Source organism: Nocardioides sp. CFH 31398 (genome assembly GCF_022436705.1).
Taxonomy (GTDB): Bacteria; Actinomycetota; Actinomycetes; order Propionibacteriales; family Nocardioidaceae; genus Nocardioides.
The window spans coordinates 47,298-67,459 of the sequence record NZ_JAKUHT010000006.1 but is presented as its reverse complement, the minus strand read 5'-3'; the positions used below and the strand labels follow the sequence as shown (position 1 = coordinate 67,459).

General features: G+C 73.9%; 20 protein-coding genes. 6 read left to right on the top strand and 14 right to left on the bottom strand.

Annotated elements, in window-relative coordinates; translation table 11 throughout:
- Positions 1-26 precede the first annotated feature (26 nt).
- On the bottom strand, positions 27-1,508 hold the full coding sequence (locus MJ876_RS07090; RefSeq protein WP_240235541.1) for an FGGY family carbohydrate kinase: 1,482 nt from the start codon (positions 1,506-1,508) through the stop codon (positions 27-29).
- Between MJ876_RS07090 and MJ876_RS07085 the strand changes: the two genes are divergently transcribed.
- Complete coding sequence (locus tag MJ876_RS07085) at positions 1,507-1,995, top strand: hypothetical protein (protein ID WP_240235540.1); 489 nt, start codon at positions 1,507-1,509, stop codon at positions 1,993-1,995. The genes MJ876_RS07090 and MJ876_RS07085 overlap by 2 nt on opposite strands.
- Here MJ876_RS07085 and MJ876_RS07080 read toward each other — a convergent pair.
- The 5 genes from MJ876_RS07080 to MJ876_RS07060 all read right to left on the bottom strand — a co-directional run bounded on the left by MJ876_RS07080 (position 1,982) and on the right by MJ876_RS07060 (position 6,947).
- The gene (locus MJ876_RS07080) at positions 1,982-2,827 is read right to left on the bottom strand and encodes a carbon-nitrogen hydrolase family protein (RefSeq protein WP_240235539.1); all 846 of its coding nucleotides are present in this window, start codon (positions 2,825-2,827) and stop codon (positions 1,982-1,984) included. The two genes, MJ876_RS07085 and MJ876_RS07080, sit on opposite strands and share 14 nt — an antisense overlap.
- Entirely contained in the window at positions 2,824-3,288 is a 465-nt protein-coding gene (locus tag MJ876_RS07075; RefSeq protein WP_240235538.1) for a universal stress protein, read from the bottom strand. The genes MJ876_RS07080 and MJ876_RS07075 overlap by 4 nt, the downstream gene beginning before the upstream one ends.
- Positions 3,288-4,712: an APC family permease gene (locus MJ876_RS07070; RefSeq protein ID WP_240235537.1), complete on the bottom strand. Its 1,425-nt coding sequence runs from the start codon at positions 4,710-4,712 to the stop codon at positions 3,288-3,290. The genes MJ876_RS07075 and MJ876_RS07070 overlap by 1 nt, the downstream gene beginning before the upstream one ends.
- Before the next feature lie 300 nt (positions 4,713-5,012).
- Complete coding sequence (locus tag MJ876_RS07065) at positions 5,013-6,119, bottom strand: GuaB3 family IMP dehydrogenase-related protein (protein ID WP_240235536.1); 1,107 nt, start codon at positions 6,117-6,119, stop codon at positions 5,013-5,015.
- A gap of 9 nt (positions 6,120-6,128) precedes the next feature.
- On the bottom strand, positions 6,129-6,947 hold the full coding sequence (locus MJ876_RS07060) for a hypothetical protein (RefSeq protein WP_240235535.1): 819 nt from the start codon (positions 6,945-6,947) through the stop codon (positions 6,129-6,131).
- Positions 6,948-6,991: 44 nt separating this feature from the next.
- Here MJ876_RS07060 and MJ876_RS07055 point away from each other — a divergent pair, with 44 nt between their 5' ends.
- Complete coding sequence (locus MJ876_RS07055; RefSeq protein ID WP_240235534.1) at positions 6,992-7,381, top strand: tautomerase family protein; 390 nt, start codon at positions 6,992-6,994, stop codon at positions 7,379-7,381.
- Positions 7,382-7,409: 28 nt separating this feature from the next.
- Here the strand turns inward: MJ876_RS07055 and guaB are convergent, their stop codons facing one another.
- Both guaB and MJ876_RS07045 read right to left on the bottom strand, forming a co-directional pair.
- A complete protein-coding gene (gene guaB, locus MJ876_RS07050; RefSeq protein ID WP_240235533.1) occupies positions 7,410-8,924 on the bottom strand; it encodes an IMP dehydrogenase in 1,515 nt (504 codons plus the stop codon).
- A gap of 46 nt (positions 8,925-8,970) precedes the next feature.
- The gene (locus MJ876_RS07045; protein ID WP_240235532.1) at positions 8,971-9,888 is read right to left on the bottom strand and encodes a GNAT family N-acetyltransferase; all 918 of its coding nucleotides are present in this window, start codon (positions 9,886-9,888) and stop codon (positions 8,971-8,973) included.
- A 71-nt stretch (positions 9,889-9,959) separates the two neighbouring features.
- On the opposite strand from MJ876_RS07045, the gene MJ876_RS07040 reads away from it, so the two are divergent.
- The 3 genes from MJ876_RS07040 to MJ876_RS07030 are packed head-to-tail and all read left to right on the top strand — an operon-like array spanning position 9,960 to position 12,604.
- The gene (locus tag MJ876_RS07040) at positions 9,960-11,489 is read left to right on the top strand and encodes a hypothetical protein (RefSeq protein ID WP_240235531.1); all 1,530 of its coding nucleotides are present in this window, start codon (positions 9,960-9,962) and stop codon (positions 11,487-11,489) included.
- A 9-nt stretch (positions 11,490-11,498) separates the two neighbouring features.
- On the top strand, positions 11,499-12,140 hold the full coding sequence (locus tag MJ876_RS07035) for a CDP-alcohol phosphatidyltransferase family protein (RefSeq protein WP_240235530.1): 642 nt from the start codon (positions 11,499-11,501) through the stop codon (positions 12,138-12,140).
- A gap of 2 nt (positions 12,141-12,142) precedes the next feature.
- Positions 12,143-12,604, top strand: a complete 462-nt coding sequence (locus MJ876_RS07030) for a VTT domain-containing protein (RefSeq protein WP_240235529.1) — start codon at positions 12,143-12,145, stop codon at positions 12,602-12,604.
- A gap of 67 nt (positions 12,605-12,671) precedes the next feature.
- Here MJ876_RS07030 and groL read toward each other — a convergent pair whose 3' ends face one another.
- Together groL and groES are read right to left on the bottom strand one after the other, a co-directional pair.
- A complete protein-coding gene (gene groL, locus MJ876_RS07025) occupies positions 12,672-14,291 on the bottom strand; it encodes a chaperonin GroEL (protein WP_240235528.1) in 1,620 nt (539 codons plus the stop codon).
- Positions 14,292-14,380: 89 nt separating this feature from the next.
- Complete coding sequence (groES, locus tag MJ876_RS07020) at positions 14,381-14,674, bottom strand: co-chaperone GroES (protein ID WP_240235612.1); 294 nt, start codon at positions 14,672-14,674, stop codon at positions 14,381-14,383.
- A 236-nt stretch (positions 14,675-14,910) separates the two neighbouring features.
- Between groES and MJ876_RS07015 the strand changes: the two genes are divergently transcribed.
- Complete coding sequence (locus tag MJ876_RS07015; protein WP_240235527.1) at positions 14,911-16,101, top strand: class I SAM-dependent methyltransferase; 1,191 nt, start codon at positions 14,911-14,913, stop codon at positions 16,099-16,101.
- 27 nt (positions 16,102-16,128) lie between these two features.
- On the opposite strand, the gene MJ876_RS07010 is transcribed toward MJ876_RS07015, so the two are convergent.
- From MJ876_RS07010 to tsaD, 4 genes are all read right to left on the bottom strand, one after another.
- Positions 16,129-17,169, bottom strand: coding sequence for a B12-binding domain-containing protein (locus MJ876_RS07010; RefSeq protein ID WP_240235526.1), 1,041 nt, complete (start codon positions 17,167-17,169; stop codon positions 16,129-16,131).
- 102 nt (positions 17,170-17,271) lie between these two features.
- A complete protein-coding gene (locus tag MJ876_RS07005) occupies positions 17,272-17,892 on the bottom strand; it encodes an MBL fold metallo-hydrolase (protein ID WP_240235525.1) in 621 nt (206 codons plus the stop codon).
- Positions 17,892-18,992, bottom strand: coding sequence for an S-(hydroxymethyl)mycothiol dehydrogenase (locus MJ876_RS07000; protein WP_240235524.1), 1,101 nt, complete (start codon positions 18,990-18,992; stop codon positions 17,892-17,894). Before MJ876_RS07000 ends, MJ876_RS07005 begins: the two co-directional genes overlap by 1 nt.
- A 115-nt stretch (positions 18,993-19,107) precedes the next feature.
- A complete protein-coding gene (tsaD, locus tag MJ876_RS06995; protein ID WP_240235523.1) occupies positions 19,108-20,151 on the bottom strand; it encodes a tRNA (adenosine(37)-N6)-threonylcarbamoyltransferase complex transferase subunit TsaD in 1,044 nt (347 codons plus the stop codon).
- Positions 20,152-20,162 lie beyond the last annotated feature (11 nt).

Here is a 20,162-nt window from a genome sequence, read left to right as displayed (position 1 = left end):
TGGGGTTCGGGTCAGGGCTGAGCGGGTCAGGGGGTGGTGGCGTCGCGCAGGTCGGCGTACGCCGCGCGCACGTCGGCGCAGCGGGCCGCCAGCGCGTCGTCGAGGGCGAGCTGCTCCTCGCCGGCGAGCGCCCACTCCGGGGGTTGCTCGGCCCCGGAGAGCGCCCAGGCGGCCTGTCGCGCCGCCCCGCGGGCGACGTACTCCCCCGCCGGGGGCAGGACCACGGGGTGGCCGAGGAAGGCGGGGGCGAGGGCGCGGACGGCGGGGCTGCGGGTGGCGCCGCCGACCATCAGCACGCGGCGCGGCTGCTGGCCGGTCTCGGCGACCAGGCGGTCGACGGCCTCGGCGAGGCTGCAGAGCAGGGCCTCCACGGCGGCACGGGCGAGGTCGGCGCGGGTCGTGGTGGGCCGCAGCCCGGTCCAGGTGCCGGTGGCGCCCGGGCGGTTCGGGGTCCGCTCCCCGCCGTAGTACGGGGACAGCACGACGCCGCCGGCGCCCACCTCGGCGGACAGCGCGAGGTCGGCGAGGCCGGCGTGGTCGACGCCGAGCAAGGTGGCCTGGAGGTCGAGGATCCCCGCCGCGTTCATCGTGGTGACCATCGGCAGCCAGCCGCCGGCGGCGTCCGCGAAGCCGGTGACCACGCCGCTGCCGTCGGCGACGGGTGTCGCGCTGACCGCGGAGGCGACCCCGGAGGTGCCGATCGAGACCAGGACGTCGCCGGTGGCCAGCCCGAGCCCGAGGGCGGCGGCCATGTTGTCGCCGGTGCCCGCACCGATCGAGGCGCCGGCCCGCGTCGTGGCGGCGACCTCGCCGGGCGCGACGAGCCGGGGCAGGGCGACCTCGTGGCCGAGCGCGGCCGCGGCCAGGTCGTGGCGCCACTCCCCGGTGGCGGGGTCGCAGTAGCCGGTGCCCGACGCGTCACCGCGGTCGGTCCACGGCTCGCTGCCGGGCGCGGCGAGGTGGAGCGAGACCCAGTCGTGCGGCAGCAGGACCCGGCGCACGGCGGCGGCGTGCTCGGGCTCGGCGTCACGGAGCCAGCGCAGCTTGGTCGAGGTGAAGGAGGCGACGAGGACGCTGCCGACGGCGTCCGCGCAGGCCTGCGGACCACCCATCTCCTCGACGAGCCGCACGGCGGCGTCGGCCGAGCGGGTGTCGTTCCACAGCAGGGCGTCACGCACCGGTGTGCCGGCGTCGTCCAGCGCGACCATGCCGTGCTGCTGGCCGCCCACGGCGACGGCGTCGGCGCGCTCGAGCAGGCCGGCCGTGGCCTCGTCGACGGCCGCGGACCAGGCGCGCGGGTCGACCGTCGTCCCCGGTGGGTGGGGGGTCGCCCTGGAGTCGACGAGGGTCCCGTCCGCGGCGTCCACGAGGACGGCCTTGCAGGACTGGGTGGAGGAGTCGATGCCCATGACCAGCGTCACACCCCTATTAAGTACGAGCCTCGTACTAATTGTCAACAGGGTCGTCCGCGGCCGCGGCGAGGCGGCGTGCGGGATCATGTCGGCCATGCGCCAGTCCGTCACCACGCTCGCGTCCACCCTGATCGGCGCGCCGCTGATCGTCACCGTCGCGATCTACTTCGCGGCGACGAACGACCCCGGGGCGGAGTGGGGGATCTGGCCGTACGTCGTCCCCGTGCTCAGCGTCGCGGGGATCGTGGCGGCCGAGCTCGTCGGCTACACCGTGCCGCCGATCCCGGCCGGCACCGAGCCGGACCGCGCCCGCGCCCTGGCCGTGGAGCGCTTCCGGACCGGGATGATCTTGCGCTTCGCGCTCGTCGAGGCCCCGTTCGTCGTGACCGTCGCCCTCGCGTTCGCCTTCCCCACGCCCGAGCCGGTCCTGCTGGTCGGGCTCTCGGCCGCGCTGACCTGCCTCGGCCTCGCCTTCCACTGCTACCCCTGGTCACGCCCGGTCGGCAGGACCGCCGACGCGCTCGAGGCCGACGGCGCCAAGACGACCCTCCGCGCGGACCTCTCCGGCATCACGATGCGCTGAGGCCCCGCGGGCAGGTCCCTCGGACCGTCAGCCGGACCATGTCGCCCAGCGAGGCGCGGTGGTCCGCGGTCATGGTGTGGCGGGCGCGGGTGGCCGCGACGAGGTCGGGGTCGAGGTCGGCCACCGCGACGCCCTCCTCCCGACCGAGCCGCGCCAGGGTGCGTCCCTCGGGGTCGTGGACGGCGGACGCGCCGATGAAGTCCCCGCTGCCGCAGCGCCCGGTGAGCCCGGCGAACGCGACGTACATGCCGTTGTCCAGGGCTCGCGCCCGGTAGTAGAGGTCGGCGCGGTGCTCTCCCCCGGTGAAGTACGCCGCCGACGCGAGGTAGCCAACCGCGCCCGCGTCCGCCGCGGCGCGCGCGTGCTCCGGGAAGCACCCGTCGTAGCAGACGCTCAGCCCGAGCAGGTGGTCGTCGACGTCGAGGAGGACGCCGTGGGCGCCCGGCGTGAAGGCGGGGCGCTCGGGGCCGTCGAGGTGCTGCTTGTCGTAGACGACCTCCTGGCGACCCGGCGCGGCGAGGAGGAGCGACAGGGTGCGTGAGCCGCCGCGGTCCAGGGCGACGCCGACCAGCGCCACCACCCCGGTGCGCTCGACGGCCTCCCGCAGCGGGTCCAGCCAGGCCGAGTCGAGGTCGCCCGGCCCGGGCAGCGGGCCCGCGAGCACGGCGGCGTCGTACCCGGTCAGGAAGGCCTCGGGGAGCACGACCACCCGCGCCCCCTCGTCGGCGGCGCGGTCGACCAGGCGTGCGGCCGTGGTCGCGTTCGCCGCGAGCCCGTCGGTGTCGTGGGCGGCGACGGCCTCCGCCTGGGCGGCGGCGAGCCGCAGGGTCACTTCCTCTTCTTGCGCTTCGCGGGTCGCACGACGAGGACGGGGCACGGTGCGGAGTGCTGGACGCGCTGGGCGGTGCTGCCGAGCAGGATCGTCTCGGACAGGCCGCGACCTCCGCTGGCCACCACCACGAGGCCGGCACCCACCGCGGTGGCGGCCTTGACGATCTCGTTCGCCGGGGAGCCGCTGCGGACCTTCTTCGACACCTTCGGTCCCCAGCCCTCGAGCACCCCGGCGACGGTGGCCACGGCGTCGTTGGCGGCGTCGCGGAACGACTGGTCCGGGTCGTCGCGGCCCGAGATGTCGTCGGCGAAGGCGACGGAGGCGTACGGGCTGATCACGCCCACCACGGAGATCTCGGCGATCTTCTCCGGGTCGGCGAAGGACATCAGGTGCTTGGCGGCGGCGAGCGACTGCTTCGAGCCGTCCGTCGCCACGACGACGTGCATCCCCTTCGTGGCCATCAGTGGTCCTTCTTCCCGTCGATGGGCTCCCCGCGCCGCACACCCGCGGGACGGTCACGCTTGCCGAGGGCGAGCTCGGCGACGAACAGCACGAAGCCCACCGCCACCAGTCCGGCGCACCAGATCAGCGAGCCGGGATCGGTGGAGATCACGTAGTAGAGCAGGACGACGTTGCCGACCAGGCCCACGAGCAGCAGGGCCGTCGGGGCACGGAAGGTGTCGGACGTCTCGTCGCTGCCCCGCAGCTTCAGGCAGGCGACGATGACGCCGGCGTACACGACGAGCAGCAGCACGACCGTGACGGCGGCGAGCCTCTCGACGATGTCGACCTGGAGGCCGATCCGGTTCAGCAGGTCGCCGGCGACCAGCAGCGCGATCACGACGACCGCGGAGAACACCAGGGCCACCACGGGGCTGCGGCGGGTCGGGTGGACCTTGGCGAAGGCCGCGGGGACGACGTCCTCGCGGGCCATGCCGTAGAGGATCCGCGACTGCGTGACGACCTGCACCAGCGTGGTGTTGGTGATGGCCACCATCGCGATGATGGCGAAGACGAGGACCATGACCGACACCGAGATCGGGAGGATCCCGGCGCGGATGACCTCGAGCAGCGCGGCGTCGGAGCTCGCGAGCGTGTCGACCGGGACGACGAGCGCCGCCGACATCGAGACCAGGACGTAGATGACCCCGGCCGCCGCCATGCCCCCGATCAGCGCGCGGGGGAAGTTGCGCGACGGGTCGATCGTCTCCTCGGCGACGTTCGCGGCGTTCTCGAACCCGGTCATCGCGAAGAAGGCCAGGGCGACGCCGGCGATGATCGCGAACACCACGTTGTCGCCGCTGCTGAAGTTGGTGAGCACCGTGAAGTCGGCCTTGCCCTGGCCGACGTAGATGGCGCCGATGAGCAACACGATCACGAGGCCGGTGACCTCGACGATCGTCATCGCCATGTTGATGACGACCGACTCGGTGATGCCGACGTAGTTGACGATCGCCAGCAGGATGATGAACACGATCATGATCAGCAGCGCGGGCGGCAGCGACCAGATCTGCCCGAAGTAGCGGGCGAAGCCGGCGGCCAGCGACCCGGCGGCGGCGAAGGTCGCCGACAGGTAGAGCACGGTCGTGAGGAAGGTCAGGGCCCGGCTGCCGAAGGCCTTGTTGACGTAGAGCGAGGCGCCGGCCGCCCGGGGGTACTTCGTCGCGAGCTCGGCGTACGCCAGGCCGGTGAAGGCGGCGACGGTGACGCCGACGGCGAAGGCCGCCCAGAACGCTCCGCCGACCTCACCGGCGACCGCACCGATCAGGACGTAGATGCCGGAGCCGAGGACGTCGCCCAGCACGTAGAAGAACAGCAGGCGTCCCGTGATCGAGCGCCTCAGCTCGCTCTCGGGTTCGGCCTTCGGTACGGCGCTGTCGGACACGAGCGTCTCGCTTCCCGGGCCCGGGCCCGTGGTGTGTGCTGCCGGAACCCCACAGTCGACCGTCATCGCCTGGGTGTGTCAACCAGGCGCGCTGCGGGCCTGCCGGGGTGGTCTGTGGGGCCCGAGCCCGACGGGGGTGGTCAGCAGGGAGCGAGCCCTGGCGAGCCACGAGGCCTCCGGGGTGTGGGGACATCTCCACAGGGGGGGCATCTGTGGCGGGTACGACCCCGGATCGGGGGTCGTGCCCGCCACACCTCGACCGACCGGCGGTCTCGAGGAGCTCGACCGCGCAGGGACGGCCTACTGGACGATGACCTCGATGCGCTGGAACTCCTTGAGGTCCGTGTAGCCGGTGGTCGCCATGGACCGGCGGAGGGCGCCGATGAGGTTCATGGTGCCGTCGGCGACCTCGGAGGGGCCGAAGAGGATCTGCTCGAGGGTGCCGACGGTGCCGAACTCGACCCGCTCGCCGCGGGGGAGCTCGGGGTGGTGGGCCTCGGCGCCCCAGTGGAAGCCCCTGCCGGGGGCGTCGGTCGCGCGGGCCAGCGGCGAGCCCACCATGACGGCGTCCGCGCCGCAGGCGATGGCCTTCGCCAGGTCGCCGGACCGGCCGATCGAGCCGTCGGCGATGACGTGGACGTAGCGGCCACCGGACTCGTCGAGGTAGTCCCGGCGTGCGGCGGCGACGTCCGCGACCGCGGAGGCCATGGGGACCGCGACGCCCAGCACCGAGCGGGTGGTGTGCGCGGCGCCGCCGCCGAAGCCGACGAGGACGCCGGCCGCGCCGGTCCGCATCAGGTGCAGCGCGGCCTGGTAGGTCGCGCAGCCGCCCACCACGACCGGCACGTCGAGCTCGTAGATGAACTCCTTGAGGTTCAGCGGCTCCGAGGACGACGAGACGTGCTCCGCGGAGACCGTCGTCCCGCGGATGACGAACATGTCGACGCCCGCGTCGACGACCGTCTTGGCCAGCTCCTTCGTCCGCTGCGGCGACAGCGAGCCGGCGACGGTGACCCCGGCCTCGCGGATCTCCCGCAGCCGCTCCGCCACGAGCTCGGGGACGACGGGCTGGTCGTAGATCTCCTGCATCCGCCGGGTGGCGGCCGGGCCGCGCAGCTCGGCGATCTCCTCGAGGAGCCCGGTGGGGTCCTCGTAGCGGGTCCAGAGGCCCTCGAGGTTGAGCACGCCGAGGCCGCCGTGACGGCCCAGGGCGATGGCGGTCGCCGGGGACATCACCGAGTCCATCGGGGCGGCCATGACCGGCAGCTCGAAGCGGTAGGCGTCGATCTGCCAGGCGGTGCTGACCTCCTCGGGGTCGCGCGTGCGCCGCGACGGGACGATCGCGATGTCGTCGAAGGCGTAGGCCCGCCGGGCTCGCTTGGCCTGGCCGATCTGGATCTCGGTCATGGGATCAGCCTAGGACCGGCTGCTGCGCCGTGCCTCGTCGAGGACGCCGAAGGGGGGCTCGGTCCGTCGGTACTCGAGGTGGGCCTCCGCGCCGTCGTCGACCGGGGTCCACCCCCGGCCGACCAGCAGCAGCGAGTCGACGAGGATCGAGGCCTGGATCCAACGACCGGAGTGGGGGTTCAGGCGGGTGCCGTCGGGGCGCGCCCGGCCGTTGACCACGTCGGCGTCGGCCTGAGTGATCACGGCCACGGGGCTGTCCCCCAGCCGGAGCAACCAGACCGAGCCGCCGACCACCGAGGCGCCGTACCCGCTGGCGAACACCCGGGCCGCGAGCTCCGCGATCGTCGCCCCGGCAGGGAGGTCGAGGGTCCGGTGGTGGGGCGCTTCCGCGTCGTCGCCGGCGTGGACGCTGGCACGGGTCAGCCCGACCTGGATCCCGCCCGGCAGCATGCGTGGGGGACGACGCCCCGGTCCGTCCCACGGCCCGTGCTCCACCCGCCGGCGCACCTGCTCGGGCGTGGCCGCCGGGTGCACCGTCAGGTGGAAGCGGTACGGCGCCCGCAGCGGGCGGTCGGCGGGCACCAGGTCGGCGCCGCCGCCGTGCAGCAGGACGACGGGGTCGCGGCTGGGGCCCTCGACCAGCATCCAGACGAGGCCGGCGCCGTCACCGGGGAGTCCGGGCAGGTACCCGGACGACACCAGCTGCTCCGCGAACCCCGACAGCGTCGTGCCCTCCTCGACCGCGAAGGAGGTCGCGAACGGCTCACCCGTCGGGTCCTCCCCCGGCGCCGCGGGCCGTCGCACCTCCACGGACAGCACGCTCCCCATGTGCCGGATGCTCTCACGACGGGCCGGTGGGGTACCCCGCTCCCATGCCCCTCGTACGCATCGACCTCGAGACCGGACGCACCGACGAGGAGATCCGTCTGCTCGCGGACGTCGTCCAGGAGTGCATGCTCGACGTCTTCGCCGCCCCGCCCCGCGACCGCTACCAGGTCATCACCGAGCACCCGCCCGGCCGGATCATCCTCGAGGACACCGGGCTCGGCTACGAGCGCACCTCGCAGCAGGTGGTCGTCCACGTCTTCCAGCAGGGCCGGAGCACCGAGCAGAAGCAGGCCCTGTACGCCGCGCTCGCCGAGCGGCTCGAGGAGCGGTGCGGGCTGCGGGGCGAGGACCTGCTGGTCTCCGTCGCGGAGGTGGGGCGCGACGACTGGTCGTTCGGCCGGGGCCGCGCGCAGTTCCTGACCGGCGAGCTGTGACCCGACAGCCCCAGGACGGGCGCGCCGTTCAGCGGCCCGAGTAGTTCGGCGCCTCCACCGTCATCTGCACGTCGTGCGGGTGCGACTCCTGGAGCGAGGCGGAGGTGATCCGCACGAAGCGGCCCTTCTCCTTCAGCTCCGGGACGGTCCGCGCGCCGACGTAGAACATCGACTGGTTCAGCCCCCCGAGCAGCTGGTGGGCGACCGCGGAGAGCGGGCCCCGGTACGCGACCTGGCCCTCGATGCCCTCGGGCACGATCTTGTCGTCGCTGGTCACCTCGGCCTGGAAGTAGCGGTCCTTGGAGTACGACTTCTTGCCCCGGCTGCTCATCGCGCCGAGCGAGCCCATGCCGCGGTACTTCTTGAACTGCTTGCCGTTGACGAAGACGAGGTCGCCGGGCGACTCCTCGCAGCCCGCGAGCAGCGAGCCGAGCATGACCGAGTCGGCGCCCGCCACGAGCGCCTTCGCGATCTCCCCGGAGTGGCGCATCCCGCCGTCCGCGATGACCGGGACGCCGGCCGGGCCGCACGCCAGCGAGGCCTCGTGGACGGCCGTCACCTGGGGCACCCCGACGCCCGTGACGATGCGGGTGGTGCAGATCGAGCCCGGCCCGACGCCGACCTTGACGGCGTCCGCGCCGGCGTCGACGAACGCCTGGGCGCCCTCGCGGGTGCCGACGTTGCCGCCGATGACCTGGACGTGCTTCGTGGCCGGGTCGGACTTGAGCTTCCGCACCATGTCGAGCAGCAGGCTGACGTGGCCGTGGGCGGTGTCGGCGACGAGGACGTCGACGCCAGCCTCGACCAGCGTGGTCGCCCGCTCCCAGGCGTCGCCGAAGTAGCCGATGGCCGCGCCGACCATGAGCCGCCCGTCGGCGTCGTACGAGGCGTGGGGGAACTGCTCGCCCTTCACGAAGTCCTTGACGGTGATGAGGCCGACGAGGTGACCGGCGTCGTCGACCAGCGGCAGCCGCTCGCGCTTGTGCTTGCGCAGCAGCGCGGTGGCCTCGTCGCGGCTGATGCCGGCGTGGCCGGTGATCAGCGGCATCGGGGTCATCATCTCGTCGACCTTGGTGCTCGCCCACTCCGCGACCGGGGTGAAGCGGAGGTCGCGGTTGGTGATGATGCCGAGCAGCCGCATGTCCGTGTCGACGACGGGCAGGCCGGAGACGCGGTACTCGCCGCAGATCCGGTCGAGCTCCTCCAGCGTCGCGTCGGGGCCGATCGTGACCGGGTTGGAGATGATGCCGGTCTGGGTCCTCTTGACCAGGTCGACCTGGTAGGCCTGGTCGGCCGTCGACAGGTTGCGGTGCAGGACGCCGATGCCGCCCTCGCGCGCCATCGCGATCGCCATGCGGGACTCGGTGACCGTGTCCATCGCCGCGCTGATCAGCGGCACCCGCAGGTCGATCTCCCGGGTCAGCCGCGTGGTGGTGTCGATGTCCGACGGCGCCAGGTCCGAGTGACCGGGCTGCAGGAGCACGTCGTCGTAGGTGAGCCCCACCGCCGCGAACTTGTCCGGGATGCCGGTCGTCTCGTCCATCGCCTGCGGGGTCCTCTCCACTGCCTGCCGGGACCCCCCACTGTAGTCACCCCGTGCGCGCGACCCGGGGCGACCGCCCCCGCACCGGCACGAGCACGGCGAGCCGTCCGGCGCTGACGCGGATCCGTCCCCGCAGGCCCGCCGCGAGCACCATCGGGAGCACGGCCTGGTTGTCGGCGGCGGTCTCCAGGAGCAGCTCGCCGGCGCCCCGCTCCGCCGCCTCGCGGGCCGCCGTCCGCAGCAGGCGGGTGCCGATCCCGTGCCGGCGCCACGTGGGGTCGACGTGCAGCCGCAGCGTCATCACGCCGTCCGGGGTGGGCCCGTCCAGGGTCGCCGACCCGACCACGGTCGCACCGACGACGGCCTCGACGTCGCCGGCGCCCCCCGGGCCGACGACGTACTCGACGTCGGCGTGGCTCTCGGGGCCCGCGACGGGCGGCGCCAGCTCGGTCCGCCCCCGGGAGAGGACGTCGGCCAGCAGGTCGGCCAGCGCGGCGCCGCGGGCGTGCTCCGTCGCCGTGAACGGCGTCCGGCGCCACACCTGCACGACGACGTCGCCGACCCTCATCTCCATGACGTCCGGTCCCGGGCCTCCCTCCAGCCCGGGGCCGGGCTCCGGACCGGCGCCCGCGTCGAAGAGGTCGGCGACGACCTCGGTGAAGCTGGACGGGCTCGCGAGCACCGACCGGGCCGCCCGCAGGTAGCGGGCGGGCTGGTCGACGAGCGCCGCCTCGGAGCACCCCACCACGGCGACGCTCTCCCCGCCCGCGGCGACCACGAGCCGGGCGAGGTCGTCGGCTCCCCATCCCGCCGGCGTGCGCAGCACCAGCTCGTCGGTGACCGCGACGACACCGGGGAAGATCTGCAGGCCCATGACGTTCACCCCGGCCTCGCCGCAGGCCTGGGCCAGGGCGGCGAGCGCGCCGGGACGGTCGGGCAGGGTGGTGCGGACGCGCCAGAGCATGCGCCCAGGGTGACGCCGAGTCGTTGCGGAGCGGCGTCGCCCGTGTTTCGGCGCCGCTAACCTCGGTCCACGTGGGGGGTCGGGCTGTGGTCGCGGCGGCGGCCGGGGCCGCCGCCCTGCTCCGCTTCCCCGGCCACTTCTGGCCCGTGCGGCCCGACGAGGCGGGCTTCATCCTCGTCGCCCGGGCCTGGCGCCCGGAGCCGACGAGCATGTACGGCCCGTACTTCGTCGACCGGCCCCCGCCGCTGATCGCCCTCGTGGGGCTGCTGGACCACCTGGGCGGCGTCACCGCGCTGCGGGCGGCCGGTGCCGTCGCGGCGGTGCTGCTCGTGGTCGCGGCGGCCGGCTGCGCCCGGGTCGTCGCGGGCGAGCGCGCCTCGGCCTGGACGGCGGTCGCCACGGCCGCCGTCGTCTCCAACACCGCCATCGACTCCGTCGCGGTGAAGGGCGAGCTGCTGGGGCTGCCGCTGGTGATGGGCAGCTGCTGGCTGGCGCTGCTCGCCTCCCGCACGGGCGCCGAGGAGCCCCCGCCGGCCCGCGCGCTGGTGCAGGCGGCCGCCGCCGGGTTCCTGGCCGCCGCCGCCCTCGGCATGAAGCAGAACCTCGTCGGCGGGCTCGTGTTCGGCGCCGTGCTGCTCGTCGCCTCGGCGACCCTGGGCCCGCGCGACGCGCGACTGCCCGGGCCGCGCGCCGTCCGGCTCGGCGGGGCGGCCGTCGCCGGGGCCGCCGTCCCCGTCGTCGCCACCGTGGCGTGGGCCCTCGCGGCGGGTGTCCGGCTGAGGACCCTCTGGTACGACGTCTACGGCTTCCGCTCCGACGCGTTCGCGGTCATCGCCGAGTACTCCTCGGAGGCCAACGAGGTCCGCTTCCTCGAGCTCCTGTCGTACGCCGTCGTGGCCGGGGTCGTCCTGCTCATCGGCGGCTTCGTCGTCCACGCCCGCGACGAGTGGCGCGACCGCCCCGCCCTGACGACGGCGATCGCGGTGATGATCGCCGTGGACGTCGTCGCGCTGCTCCTCGGCGGCAGCTTCTGGCGGGCCTACCTGTTCACGCTGGTCCCGGGCAGCGCGCTGAGCGCGGCGATGCTGGTCCGCCGCGGGCGCACCAGCAAGCGGGGCGTGGCCATGCGGGCGGTGATCGTCGCCAGCGTCGTGTCCTGCGTGGTCGCCTCCGCCGCCTGGGTCGCGGTCAACGTCGTCGGGCCGGACCGGGCCCAGGAGGCCCGCACCGGCGAGGCGCTCGCGGACGTCGCCGAGCCCGGCGACACCCTGGTCGTGTTCGGGGGCCGGGCCGACATCCAGCTGCTGTCGGGGATGGCGTCGCCGTACCGGCACCTGTGGAGCCTGCCGATGCGCACGCTGGACCCCGACTACCGCGAGCTGAGGTCCGTGGTCGACTCCGCCGCCGCACCGACCTGGATCGTCGAGCAGTCGTGGTTCGGCTCCTGGGGCAACCCCGCCGCACCCGTCCTGTTCGCCGACGTCGACGCCCGCTACCGGGTCGTCGCCCAGGTGTGCGGTGACGGTGCGCGGGTGTGGCTGCGGGACGACGCCGACCGGCCGAGCCCGCAGATCCCCTGCGACGCCGGCGTGGCTGGCTAGGTTGTGCCCGTGGCGCTCGACCATCTCCTCGACCCGCCGCGGGACGTCGCGCCGGACGACCCGCGGGTCGGGGTGCTCGCCCACAACGAGCGGCTGCTCACCGTCCCCACCGTCGTCACCCTGGCGCGCACGGTGGGCGCCGTGGCCCTCTCGGCCGTGGCGGCGCAGCAGTCCTCGCTGGTCCTGCTGGTGGCCGGGCTGGTCGTCTACTGGATCGGCGACGTCCTCGACGGGGCCGTGGCCCGCGCGCTCGGCCAGGAGAGCCGGGTCGGGGCGCTGCTCGACATCTTCTCGGACCGCCTCTGCGCGGCGTCGTTCTACATCGGCCTGGCCTGGCTGCAGCCCGACCTCGCCCCGGCGGTCTTCGTCTACCTCGCGCAGTTCATGGTGATCGACTGCCTGCTGTCCATCGCCTTCGTCGCGTGGCCGATCCGCTCCCCCAACTACTTCTACGTCGTCGACCGGCGGCTGTGGCTGTGGAACTGGTCGCCGCCGGGCAAGGCCGTGAACTCGGCCATCGTCGCCGTGCTGCTGCTCGTCACGGGGTCGATGTGGGTGGGCCTGGCGCTCGCGCTCGCGCTGGTGGTGCTGAAGACGGCCTCGCTGGTGCGCCTGCTGCGCCTGGGGCTGCCCGTGCCCGGGAGCACCTGACCGTGTGGCTCCTCGCCCTCACGTTCGGCTTCTCGGTGGCCTCCGCCCTGATTCCCGTGCTGAACGTGGAGGCCTACCTGGCCGTCGCGGCCGCCGACTCCACCGCCCCGACGCTGCTCCTCGTGGGCGCCGCGGCCGTGGGGCAGATGGTCGGCAAGGTGGTCTGGTACTACGCCGGCGACCGCCTCGACCGCGTGCCGTGGCTGCGGCGGAAGATGGCGAAGGAGTCCTGGCGGACCTCCGTCGAGCGGTGGCGCGCCCGCACCGAGGGCCGCCCGTGGACGACGGCCGCCCTGCTCTTCACCTCGAGCCTCACCGGCCTGCCGCCCTTCGCGGTCGTCTCCGTCGTCGCCGGCCTCCTGCGCACCCGCATCGAGGTCTTCGTCCTCGCCGGCCTGGCCGGCCGCTTCCTGCGCTTCTGGATCGTGCTCGAGGCCGCGCGCTACGCCTGGCTGCTGGCCTGACACGACGACGCCCCCGGTCCGAGCGGACCGGGGGCGCCGTACGACGTGCTGCGGGTGGAGCCTGGGCTCAGTGGCCGTGACCGTGGCCGTGACCGGCCGCGGCGGGCTCCTCCTCGGCGGGCTTGTCGACGACCAGGGTCTCGGTCGTGAGCAGCATGCCCGCGATCGAGGTGGCGTTGACCAGCGCGGAGCGGGTCACCTTCACCGGGTCGAGGACGCCCTGGGCGACCAGGTCGCCGTACTCGCCGGTGGCGGCGTTGTAGCCGCTGCCGACGCCGAGCTCGCGGACCTTCGAGGTCACCACGTAGCCCTGGTAACCGCCGTTCTCGGCGATCCAGCGCAGCGGCTCGTCGGCCGAGCGGCGCACGATGCGGACGCCGAGGGCCTCGTCGCCGGTGAGGCCGAGGCCGTCCTCCAGCACCGAGACGGCGTGGACGAGGGCGGAGCCACCGCCGGGGACGATGCCCTCCTCGATCGCGGCGCGCGTCGCGGAGACGGCGTCCTCGATGCGGTGCTTCTTCTCCTTGAGCTCCACCTCGGTGGCGGCGCCGACCTTGACGACGCACACGCCGCCGGCCAGCTTCGCGAGGCGCTCGGAGAGCTTCTCGCGGTCCCAGTCGGAGTCGGTGTTCTCGATCTCGGCCTTGATCTGGTTGACGCGGCCCGCGACGGCGTCGGCGTCACCGGCGCCGTCGACGATCGTGGTGTCGTCCTTGGTGACGACGACGCGACGCGCCTGGCCCAGGACCTCGAGGCCCACCTGGTCGAGCTTGAGGCCGACCTCGGGGGCGACGACCTGACCACCGGTCAGGGTCGCGATGTCCTGCATCATCGCCTTGCGGCGGTCACCGAAGGCCGGGCTCTTCACCGCGACGGCGTTGAAGGTGCCGCGGATCTTGTTGACGACCAGCGTCGACAGCGCCTCGCCGTCCACGTCCTCGGCGAGGATGAACAGCGGCTTGCCGGCGGCGATGACCTTCTCGAGCAGCGGCAGCAGCTCGGAGATCGAGGAGATCTTCCCCTGGTGCAGCAGGATGTACGGGTCGTCGAGGACGGCCTCCATCCGCTCGGGGTCGGTCACGAAGTACTGCGAGATGTAGCCCTTGTCGAACTGCATCCCCTCGGTGAACTCGAGCTCGGTGCCCATGGTGCTGGACTCCTCGACCGTGATCACGCCGTCCTTGCCGACCTTGTCGAAGGCCTGCGCGAGCAGGTCGCCGATGTGGGCGTCGCGGCTGGAGATGGTCGCGACGGACGCCATGTCCTCGCGGGAGTCGACGTCGCGGGCGGCCTCGCGGAGCGCCTCGCCGACGGCCTCGGTCGCCTTGTCCATGCCGCGCTTCAGCGACATCGGGTTGGCGCCGGCGGCCACGGCGCGCAGGCCCTCGTGGACCATCGCCTGCGCCAGCACGGTGGCCGTGGTGGTGCCGTCACCCGCGACGTCGTTCGTCTTGGTGGCGACCTCCTTGGTCAGCTGCGCGCCGAGGTTCTCGAACGGGTCGTCGAGCTCGACCTCGCGGGCCACGGTGACGCCGTCGTTCGTGATGGTGGGGGCGCCCCACTTCTTGTCGAGGACGACGTAGCGGCCCTTCGGGCCGAGCGTCACCTTGACGGCGTTGGCGAGGGCGTCGACGCCGCGCTCGAGCGCGCGGCGGGCGTCCTCGTCGAACTCCAGGATCTTGGGCACTGCTTGCTCCTTGGATGAGCTGGGGAAAGGAAAACGGGTCCGCACCGCGAGCGGTACGGACCCGCCCTACGGCGCTGCTGGGCCGATCGTCAGCCGACGACCGCGAGCACGTCGCGCGCGGACAGGATCAGGTACTCCTCGCCGGAGTACTTGACCTCGGTGCCGCCGTACTTGCTGTAGATGACCTTGTCGCCGACGTTCACGTCGAGCGGCACGCGGTTGCCGTTGTCGTCCACGCGGCCGGGGCCGATGGCCAGGACCTCGCCCTCCTGGGGCTTCTCCTTGGCGGTGTCCGGGATGACCAGGCCGGAAGCGGTCGTCTGCTCCGCGTCGAGCGGCTTGACGACGAGGCGGTCCTCGAGGGGCTTGATGTTGACCGACACGATGTCGACCTCCACTTTCTCCACTGGTACGGGTGTGGGTGGCCCCGGCTCGCGCCGGGTGCCGATGCTGGGGGCCTGCGGTGGGGAGCGCCGTCGCGGGTGCCGCACCCCGGTGCGGGCTGGCGCTCTCGTGGCGAGAGTGCCAATGGCGAAACTAGCACTCAGCGCAGGCGAGTGCCAGGGAGGGTCGCGTCCCGGCCGCACGGCGGCGGCGGCCGGGTTGCGAGGATGACCGCATGGACGCCGACGCCTTCCGGTGGTTGCTGACCGACGAGGGGACCCGCCTCGTCGCCGAGGCCGCCGCGGCGCTCGAGGACGGCGCGAACGAGCTGACCGTGCAGGCGCGCCTGCGGCGGCGCGCGGACGGCGACCTCGTCACGGCCGCACTCACCCAGGCCTCGCTGCGGCGCCGGGCGCGCGCGAAGTTCGGGGAGGCCGCCGACCTGCTCTGGTTCACCCCGGCCGGCCTCGAGCAGGCCACCCGGCCCGCCGTCGCCGCGCACCGCGCGCGCCGCCTGGCGGCGTACGGCGTCGACGCGTTCGCGGACCTGACCTGCGGCATCGGCGGCGACCTCATGGCGGTCGCGACCGCCACCGGGGCGACCTGCGTCGGCACCGACCTCGACCCCGTCACCGCGGCCGTCGCCCGCGCCAACGTCGCCTCGCTGGGCCTGCCCGTCGCGGTCGACGTCCGCGACGGCACGACGCTCGACCTCGCGCCGTTCGACGCCGCGATGATCGACCCCGCGCGCCGCGACGGCACCGGCAGGACCTTCCGCGCGGACGCCTGGGAGCCCTCGTGGGACGTCGTGACCGGGCTGCTCACCGGCCCCGTCCCCGCCGTCGCCAAGGTCGCACCGGGCCTCCCCCACGACCTCGTCCCCGAGGGCGTCGAGGCCGAGTGGGTCAGCGACCGCGGCCACCTCAAGGAGGCCGCGCTGTGGGGTCCCGCCCTGGCGACGGCGTCACGTCGCGCGACGGTGCTGGGCGCGACGGGCCTGGCCACGCTCACCGACGAGGACGACCCCGTCGGTGACCGGGTGCCGGCCCCGACCGGCGCGGTCGGCGACTACCTGGTCGAGCCGGACGACGCCGTCGTCCGGGCCGGCCTGGTCACCGCCGTCGCTGCGCGCTGCGACGGCTGGCTCGTCGACCCCCACCTCGCCTACGTGAGCGCCCACGCCCCCGGGCCGGCCGCGCTGTCCCGGTCGTACCGGGTCCTCGAGGAGCTGCCCTACCGCGAGAAGCAGCTGCGCGCGGCGCTCCGCTTCCGCCGGATCGGCGCCCTGACCATCAAGAAGCGCGGGGTCGACGTCGTCCCCGCGCAGCTGCGCAAGCGGCTCGACCTCAGCGGCGACGTGACGGCCACGCTCGTGCTCACCCGGGTCGCCGGGGCCGGGACGGCGCTGCTGGTCGAGCCGGTCTGACCCCGGCCTGTCCCCGGGCCGGCGGGCTCAGGCCGGGCGGTCGTCGGAGTCGTCGGTGATGGCCTGCTCGGCGTAGCTCGCCGCGGAGGCCACGGCGGCACGGGCGAGCGGGTGGCCGCGCAGCGACTCGGCGAGCAGCGACCACGCCTCGACGAGCAGGACGGTGTCGACGTCGCGGGCGGTGAGGACGCGGGCGAGCCAGGAGTGGGCCTCGACCATGATCGTCTCGTCGCCGGTCACCAGCGCGGCGGACAGGCACCCGACGAGGTGGTCGGCCAGGCCCTCCAGCTCGACCAGCCAGCTGCGCGAGGATCGCGCGAGCTCGTCGGAGAAGTGGTCGGCGTCGCGGAGGCCGGCGACGACGTACCCGGCGATCTGCGCGCGGTGCTCCTCGATCCACGCGGCCTCCTCGTCGGCCATCGTGGGCTCGGGCACCGGGAGCCGCTCGGTGCGCTCCGGCAGCGTCTCGAGGAGCGCGACGGCGTGGGCGGGGCTGGCGCACCAGGCGGTGGCCCCGAGGGCCTCGGCCCGCGACCCGTCGCCCCCGAAGCCCTGCCCGCCGACGATGACGGGCAGGCCGAGGGAGCGGATCTGGTTCAGCATGCGCTTCTGGCGGCCCAGCGACGAGGTCAGGGAGGCGCTGAACATGACCGCGCGCGGCTTGAGCCGCAGGACCTGGCGCAGCAGGTCGTCGGGCTCCGGCGCCCCGCCGAGGTAGTTGACGCGGTAGCCGGCCTCGACCAGGGCCTCGGAGACGATGAGGGCCGGCAGCGCGTGCGACTCCTTCTCGAGGCAGGACACGAGCACCAGGGGCCGCCCGGCGGCCGGCGGGTCGCTGAACGACCCGAGCCAGTGGATCAGCCCCTCGTTGATCGCGGTCGCGGCGTGCTCCTGCGCGACGCTCCACGCGCCCTCGAGCCAGAGGTCCCCGACGCGACGCTGTGCGGGGAGGATGTGCTCGCTGATGACCTGCGAGTTCGTGAGGCCCGAGGAGCGCAGCCGGCGGACCGCCGCGAGCGACGCGTGGCGGTCGCCGTCGCAGAGCGCCTGCCAGTACTCAGCGTCCATGGCCCCATCCAGCGTCGAGTTGACCGCACGGTACCTCCGCCGTCCACGCGGCGTCTCCAGGAACGCCGCGGTACGGGCTGCGGGGGCACGTGCGGTCGGTGGTCACTCGAGGTTCACGCGTTCCTGACCGATCGTGGTGTCCTCCCCGTGCCCCGTGTGGACGACGGTGTCGTCCGGCAGCTCGAGGAGCCGGGCGCGGATGGACTCCTTGATGAGGTCGGCGTCGCTGAAGGACCGGCCGGTCGCCCCGGGGCCCCCGTGGAAGAGGGTGTCGCCCGTGAAGACGCAGCCCAGGTCGTGGACGTAGAGGCACACCGCACCGGGGGCGTGGCCCGGCGTGTGCAGCACCTTCATCGAGGCGCCGGCGATCTTGATGGACTGCTCGTCGGAGAGGTCGACGTCCCACAGCTCGTCGGCGTGGGTGAGCTCCCAGACCGGCTTGTCGGCGGGGTGCAGCAGGATCGGCGCGCCGACCCGCCGGCGCAGCTCCGGCGCCACGCGGACGTGGTCGTCGTGCGCGTGGGTGGCGATGATCGCCTTCACGGTGCGCCCCCCGACGACCGCGAGGATGTCGTCGACGGAGTGCGGGGCGTCGATGACGACGCACTCGTCGTCGTCGCCGACCACCCAGACGTTGTTGTCGACCTCGTGGGTCTCGCCGTCGAGGCTGAAGGTGCCGCTGGTGACGGCGTGGTCGACGCGGAGCCCGGTGCCGGCGGCCATCAGAGGACCACCACCGAGCGCAGGACGCCACCGTGGTGCATGGTCTCGAACGCCGCCTCGACGTCGTCCAGCGCGATCTCCTCGGTGACGAAGGCGTCGAGGTCGAGACGGCCCTGGCGGTAGAGGTCGACGAGCATCGGGAAGTCCCGCTTGGGCAGGCAGTCGCCGTACCAGCTGGACTTGAGCGAGCCGCCGCGGCCGAACACGTCGATCAGCGGGATCTCGGGGACGGTCATGTCGGGGGTCGGGACGCCGACCAGGACGACGGTGCCGGCGAGGTCGCGGATGTAGAACGCCTGCTTCCACGTCTCGGGCCGGCCCACCGCCTCGACGACGACGTCCGCACCCTCGGCGCCCGGGTAGTAGCCGTCGCAGATCTCCTTGACCCGGGCGGCGACGTCCTCGGTCGAGGAGTCGATCACGTGCGTCGCGCCCAGCTTCTTCGCGGCGTCCAGCTTCTTGGCGTCGATGTCGATGGCGATGACCGGGCTGGAGCCGGCGAGCACGGCACCGGCCACCGCCGCGACGCCGACGCCGCCGCAGCCGATGACGGCGACGCTGCGCCCACGGGTCGCGCCGCCGGTGTTGATGGCCGCGCCGAGCCCGGCCATGACGCCGCAGCCCAGCAGGCCGACCGCGGCGGGCCGGGCCTCGGGGTCGACCTTGGTGCACTGGCCGGCGGCGACGAGCGTCTTCTCGGCGAAGGCGCCGATGCCCAGGGCCGGGGACAGCTCGGTGCCGTCCTCCAGCGTCATCTTCTGCGTCGCGTTGTGGGTGGCGAAGCAGTACTGCGGCTCGCCGCGGTCGCAGGCGCGGCACTCGCCGCACACCGCGCGCCAGTTCAGGACGACGAAGTCACCCGCGGCGACCTCGGTGACGTCGTCGCCGACCGCCTCGACGACGCCCGCGGCCTCGTGGCCCAGCAGGAACGGGAACTCGTCGTTGATGCCGCCCTCGCGGTAGTGCAGGTCCGTGTGGCACACCCCGCAGGACTGGATCCGCACCAGTGCCTCGCCGGGACCGGGGTCCGGGACGTTGATGGTCTCGATCGAGACCGGCTCGCCCTTGGCTTTCGCCACGACCGCCTTGACCTGCTGCATGGGCTCTCCCTCGTTGCGCCGTGTTGTGACGTGCACAACCTAACGCTGCACACCTCCTGCTGTACCCGCCGGAGGGGGAGGAAGTCGACGGCGGGCACCCGGCGAGCACCCGGAGCTAGGTGAGGACCTCGGTGACCGGCAGGGAGGAGTCGGCGGGCAGGTCCAGGTCGGACGGCGCCCGGCCGCGACGCACGGCCTCGGCGCCGAGGGCGGCGACCATGGCCCCGTTGTCGGTGCAGAGGCCCGGGCGGGGCACCCGGACGCGGACGCCGACCTTCTCGGCGCGCTCGACGGCCATGACCCTCAGGCGGGAGTTGGCGGCGACGCCGCCGCCGATCAGCAGGTCCTCGACGCCGGAGGTGGCGGCGGCGTCCAGGGTCTTGCGGACCAGGACGTCGCACACGGCCTCCTGGAAGGACGCGGCGACGTCGCCGACCGGGACGGGCTCGCCGGCGCGCTCGCGGGCCTCGACCCAGCGGGCGACCGCGGTCTTCAGGCCGGAGAAGGAGAAGTCGAAGCGGTGGCGCTCGAGGTCGCGGCGGCTGGTGAGACCGCGCGGGAAGTCGATGGCGACCGACGAGCCGGACGCGGCCGCACTGTCGACGAGCGGGCCGCCGGGGAAGCCGAGGCCGAGCAGGCGGGCGACCTTGTCGAACGCCTCCCCCGCCGCGTCGTCGATGGTGGCGCCGAGCGGGTCGACGCCGGCGGTGACGTCGTCCACGCGGAGCAGGCTGGAGTGCCCGCCGGAGACGAGCAGCGCGAGGCACGGCTCGGGCAGCGGACCGTGCTCCAGCTGGTCCACGGCGACGTGGGCCGCCAGGTGGTTGACGCCGTGCAGCGGCTTGCCGAGGCCGATCGCCAGGGCCTTCGCGGCGGCGACGCCGACCAGCAGCGCGCCCGCCAGGCCGGGACCGGAGGTGACGGCGACGGCGTCCACGTCCTGGAGGCGGACGCCGGCGGTCTCGCAGGCCCGGTCGAGCGTCGGGACCATCGCCTCGAGGTGGGCGCGGCTGGCGACCTCCGGGACGACGCCGCCGAAGCGGGCGTGCTCGTCCACGCTGCTGGCGACCGCGTCGGCCAGGAGCGTGCGACCGCGCACGATCCCGATGCCGGTCTCGTCGCAGGAGGTCTCGATGCCGAGGACCAGGGGCTCGTCCACGCCCCCATTGT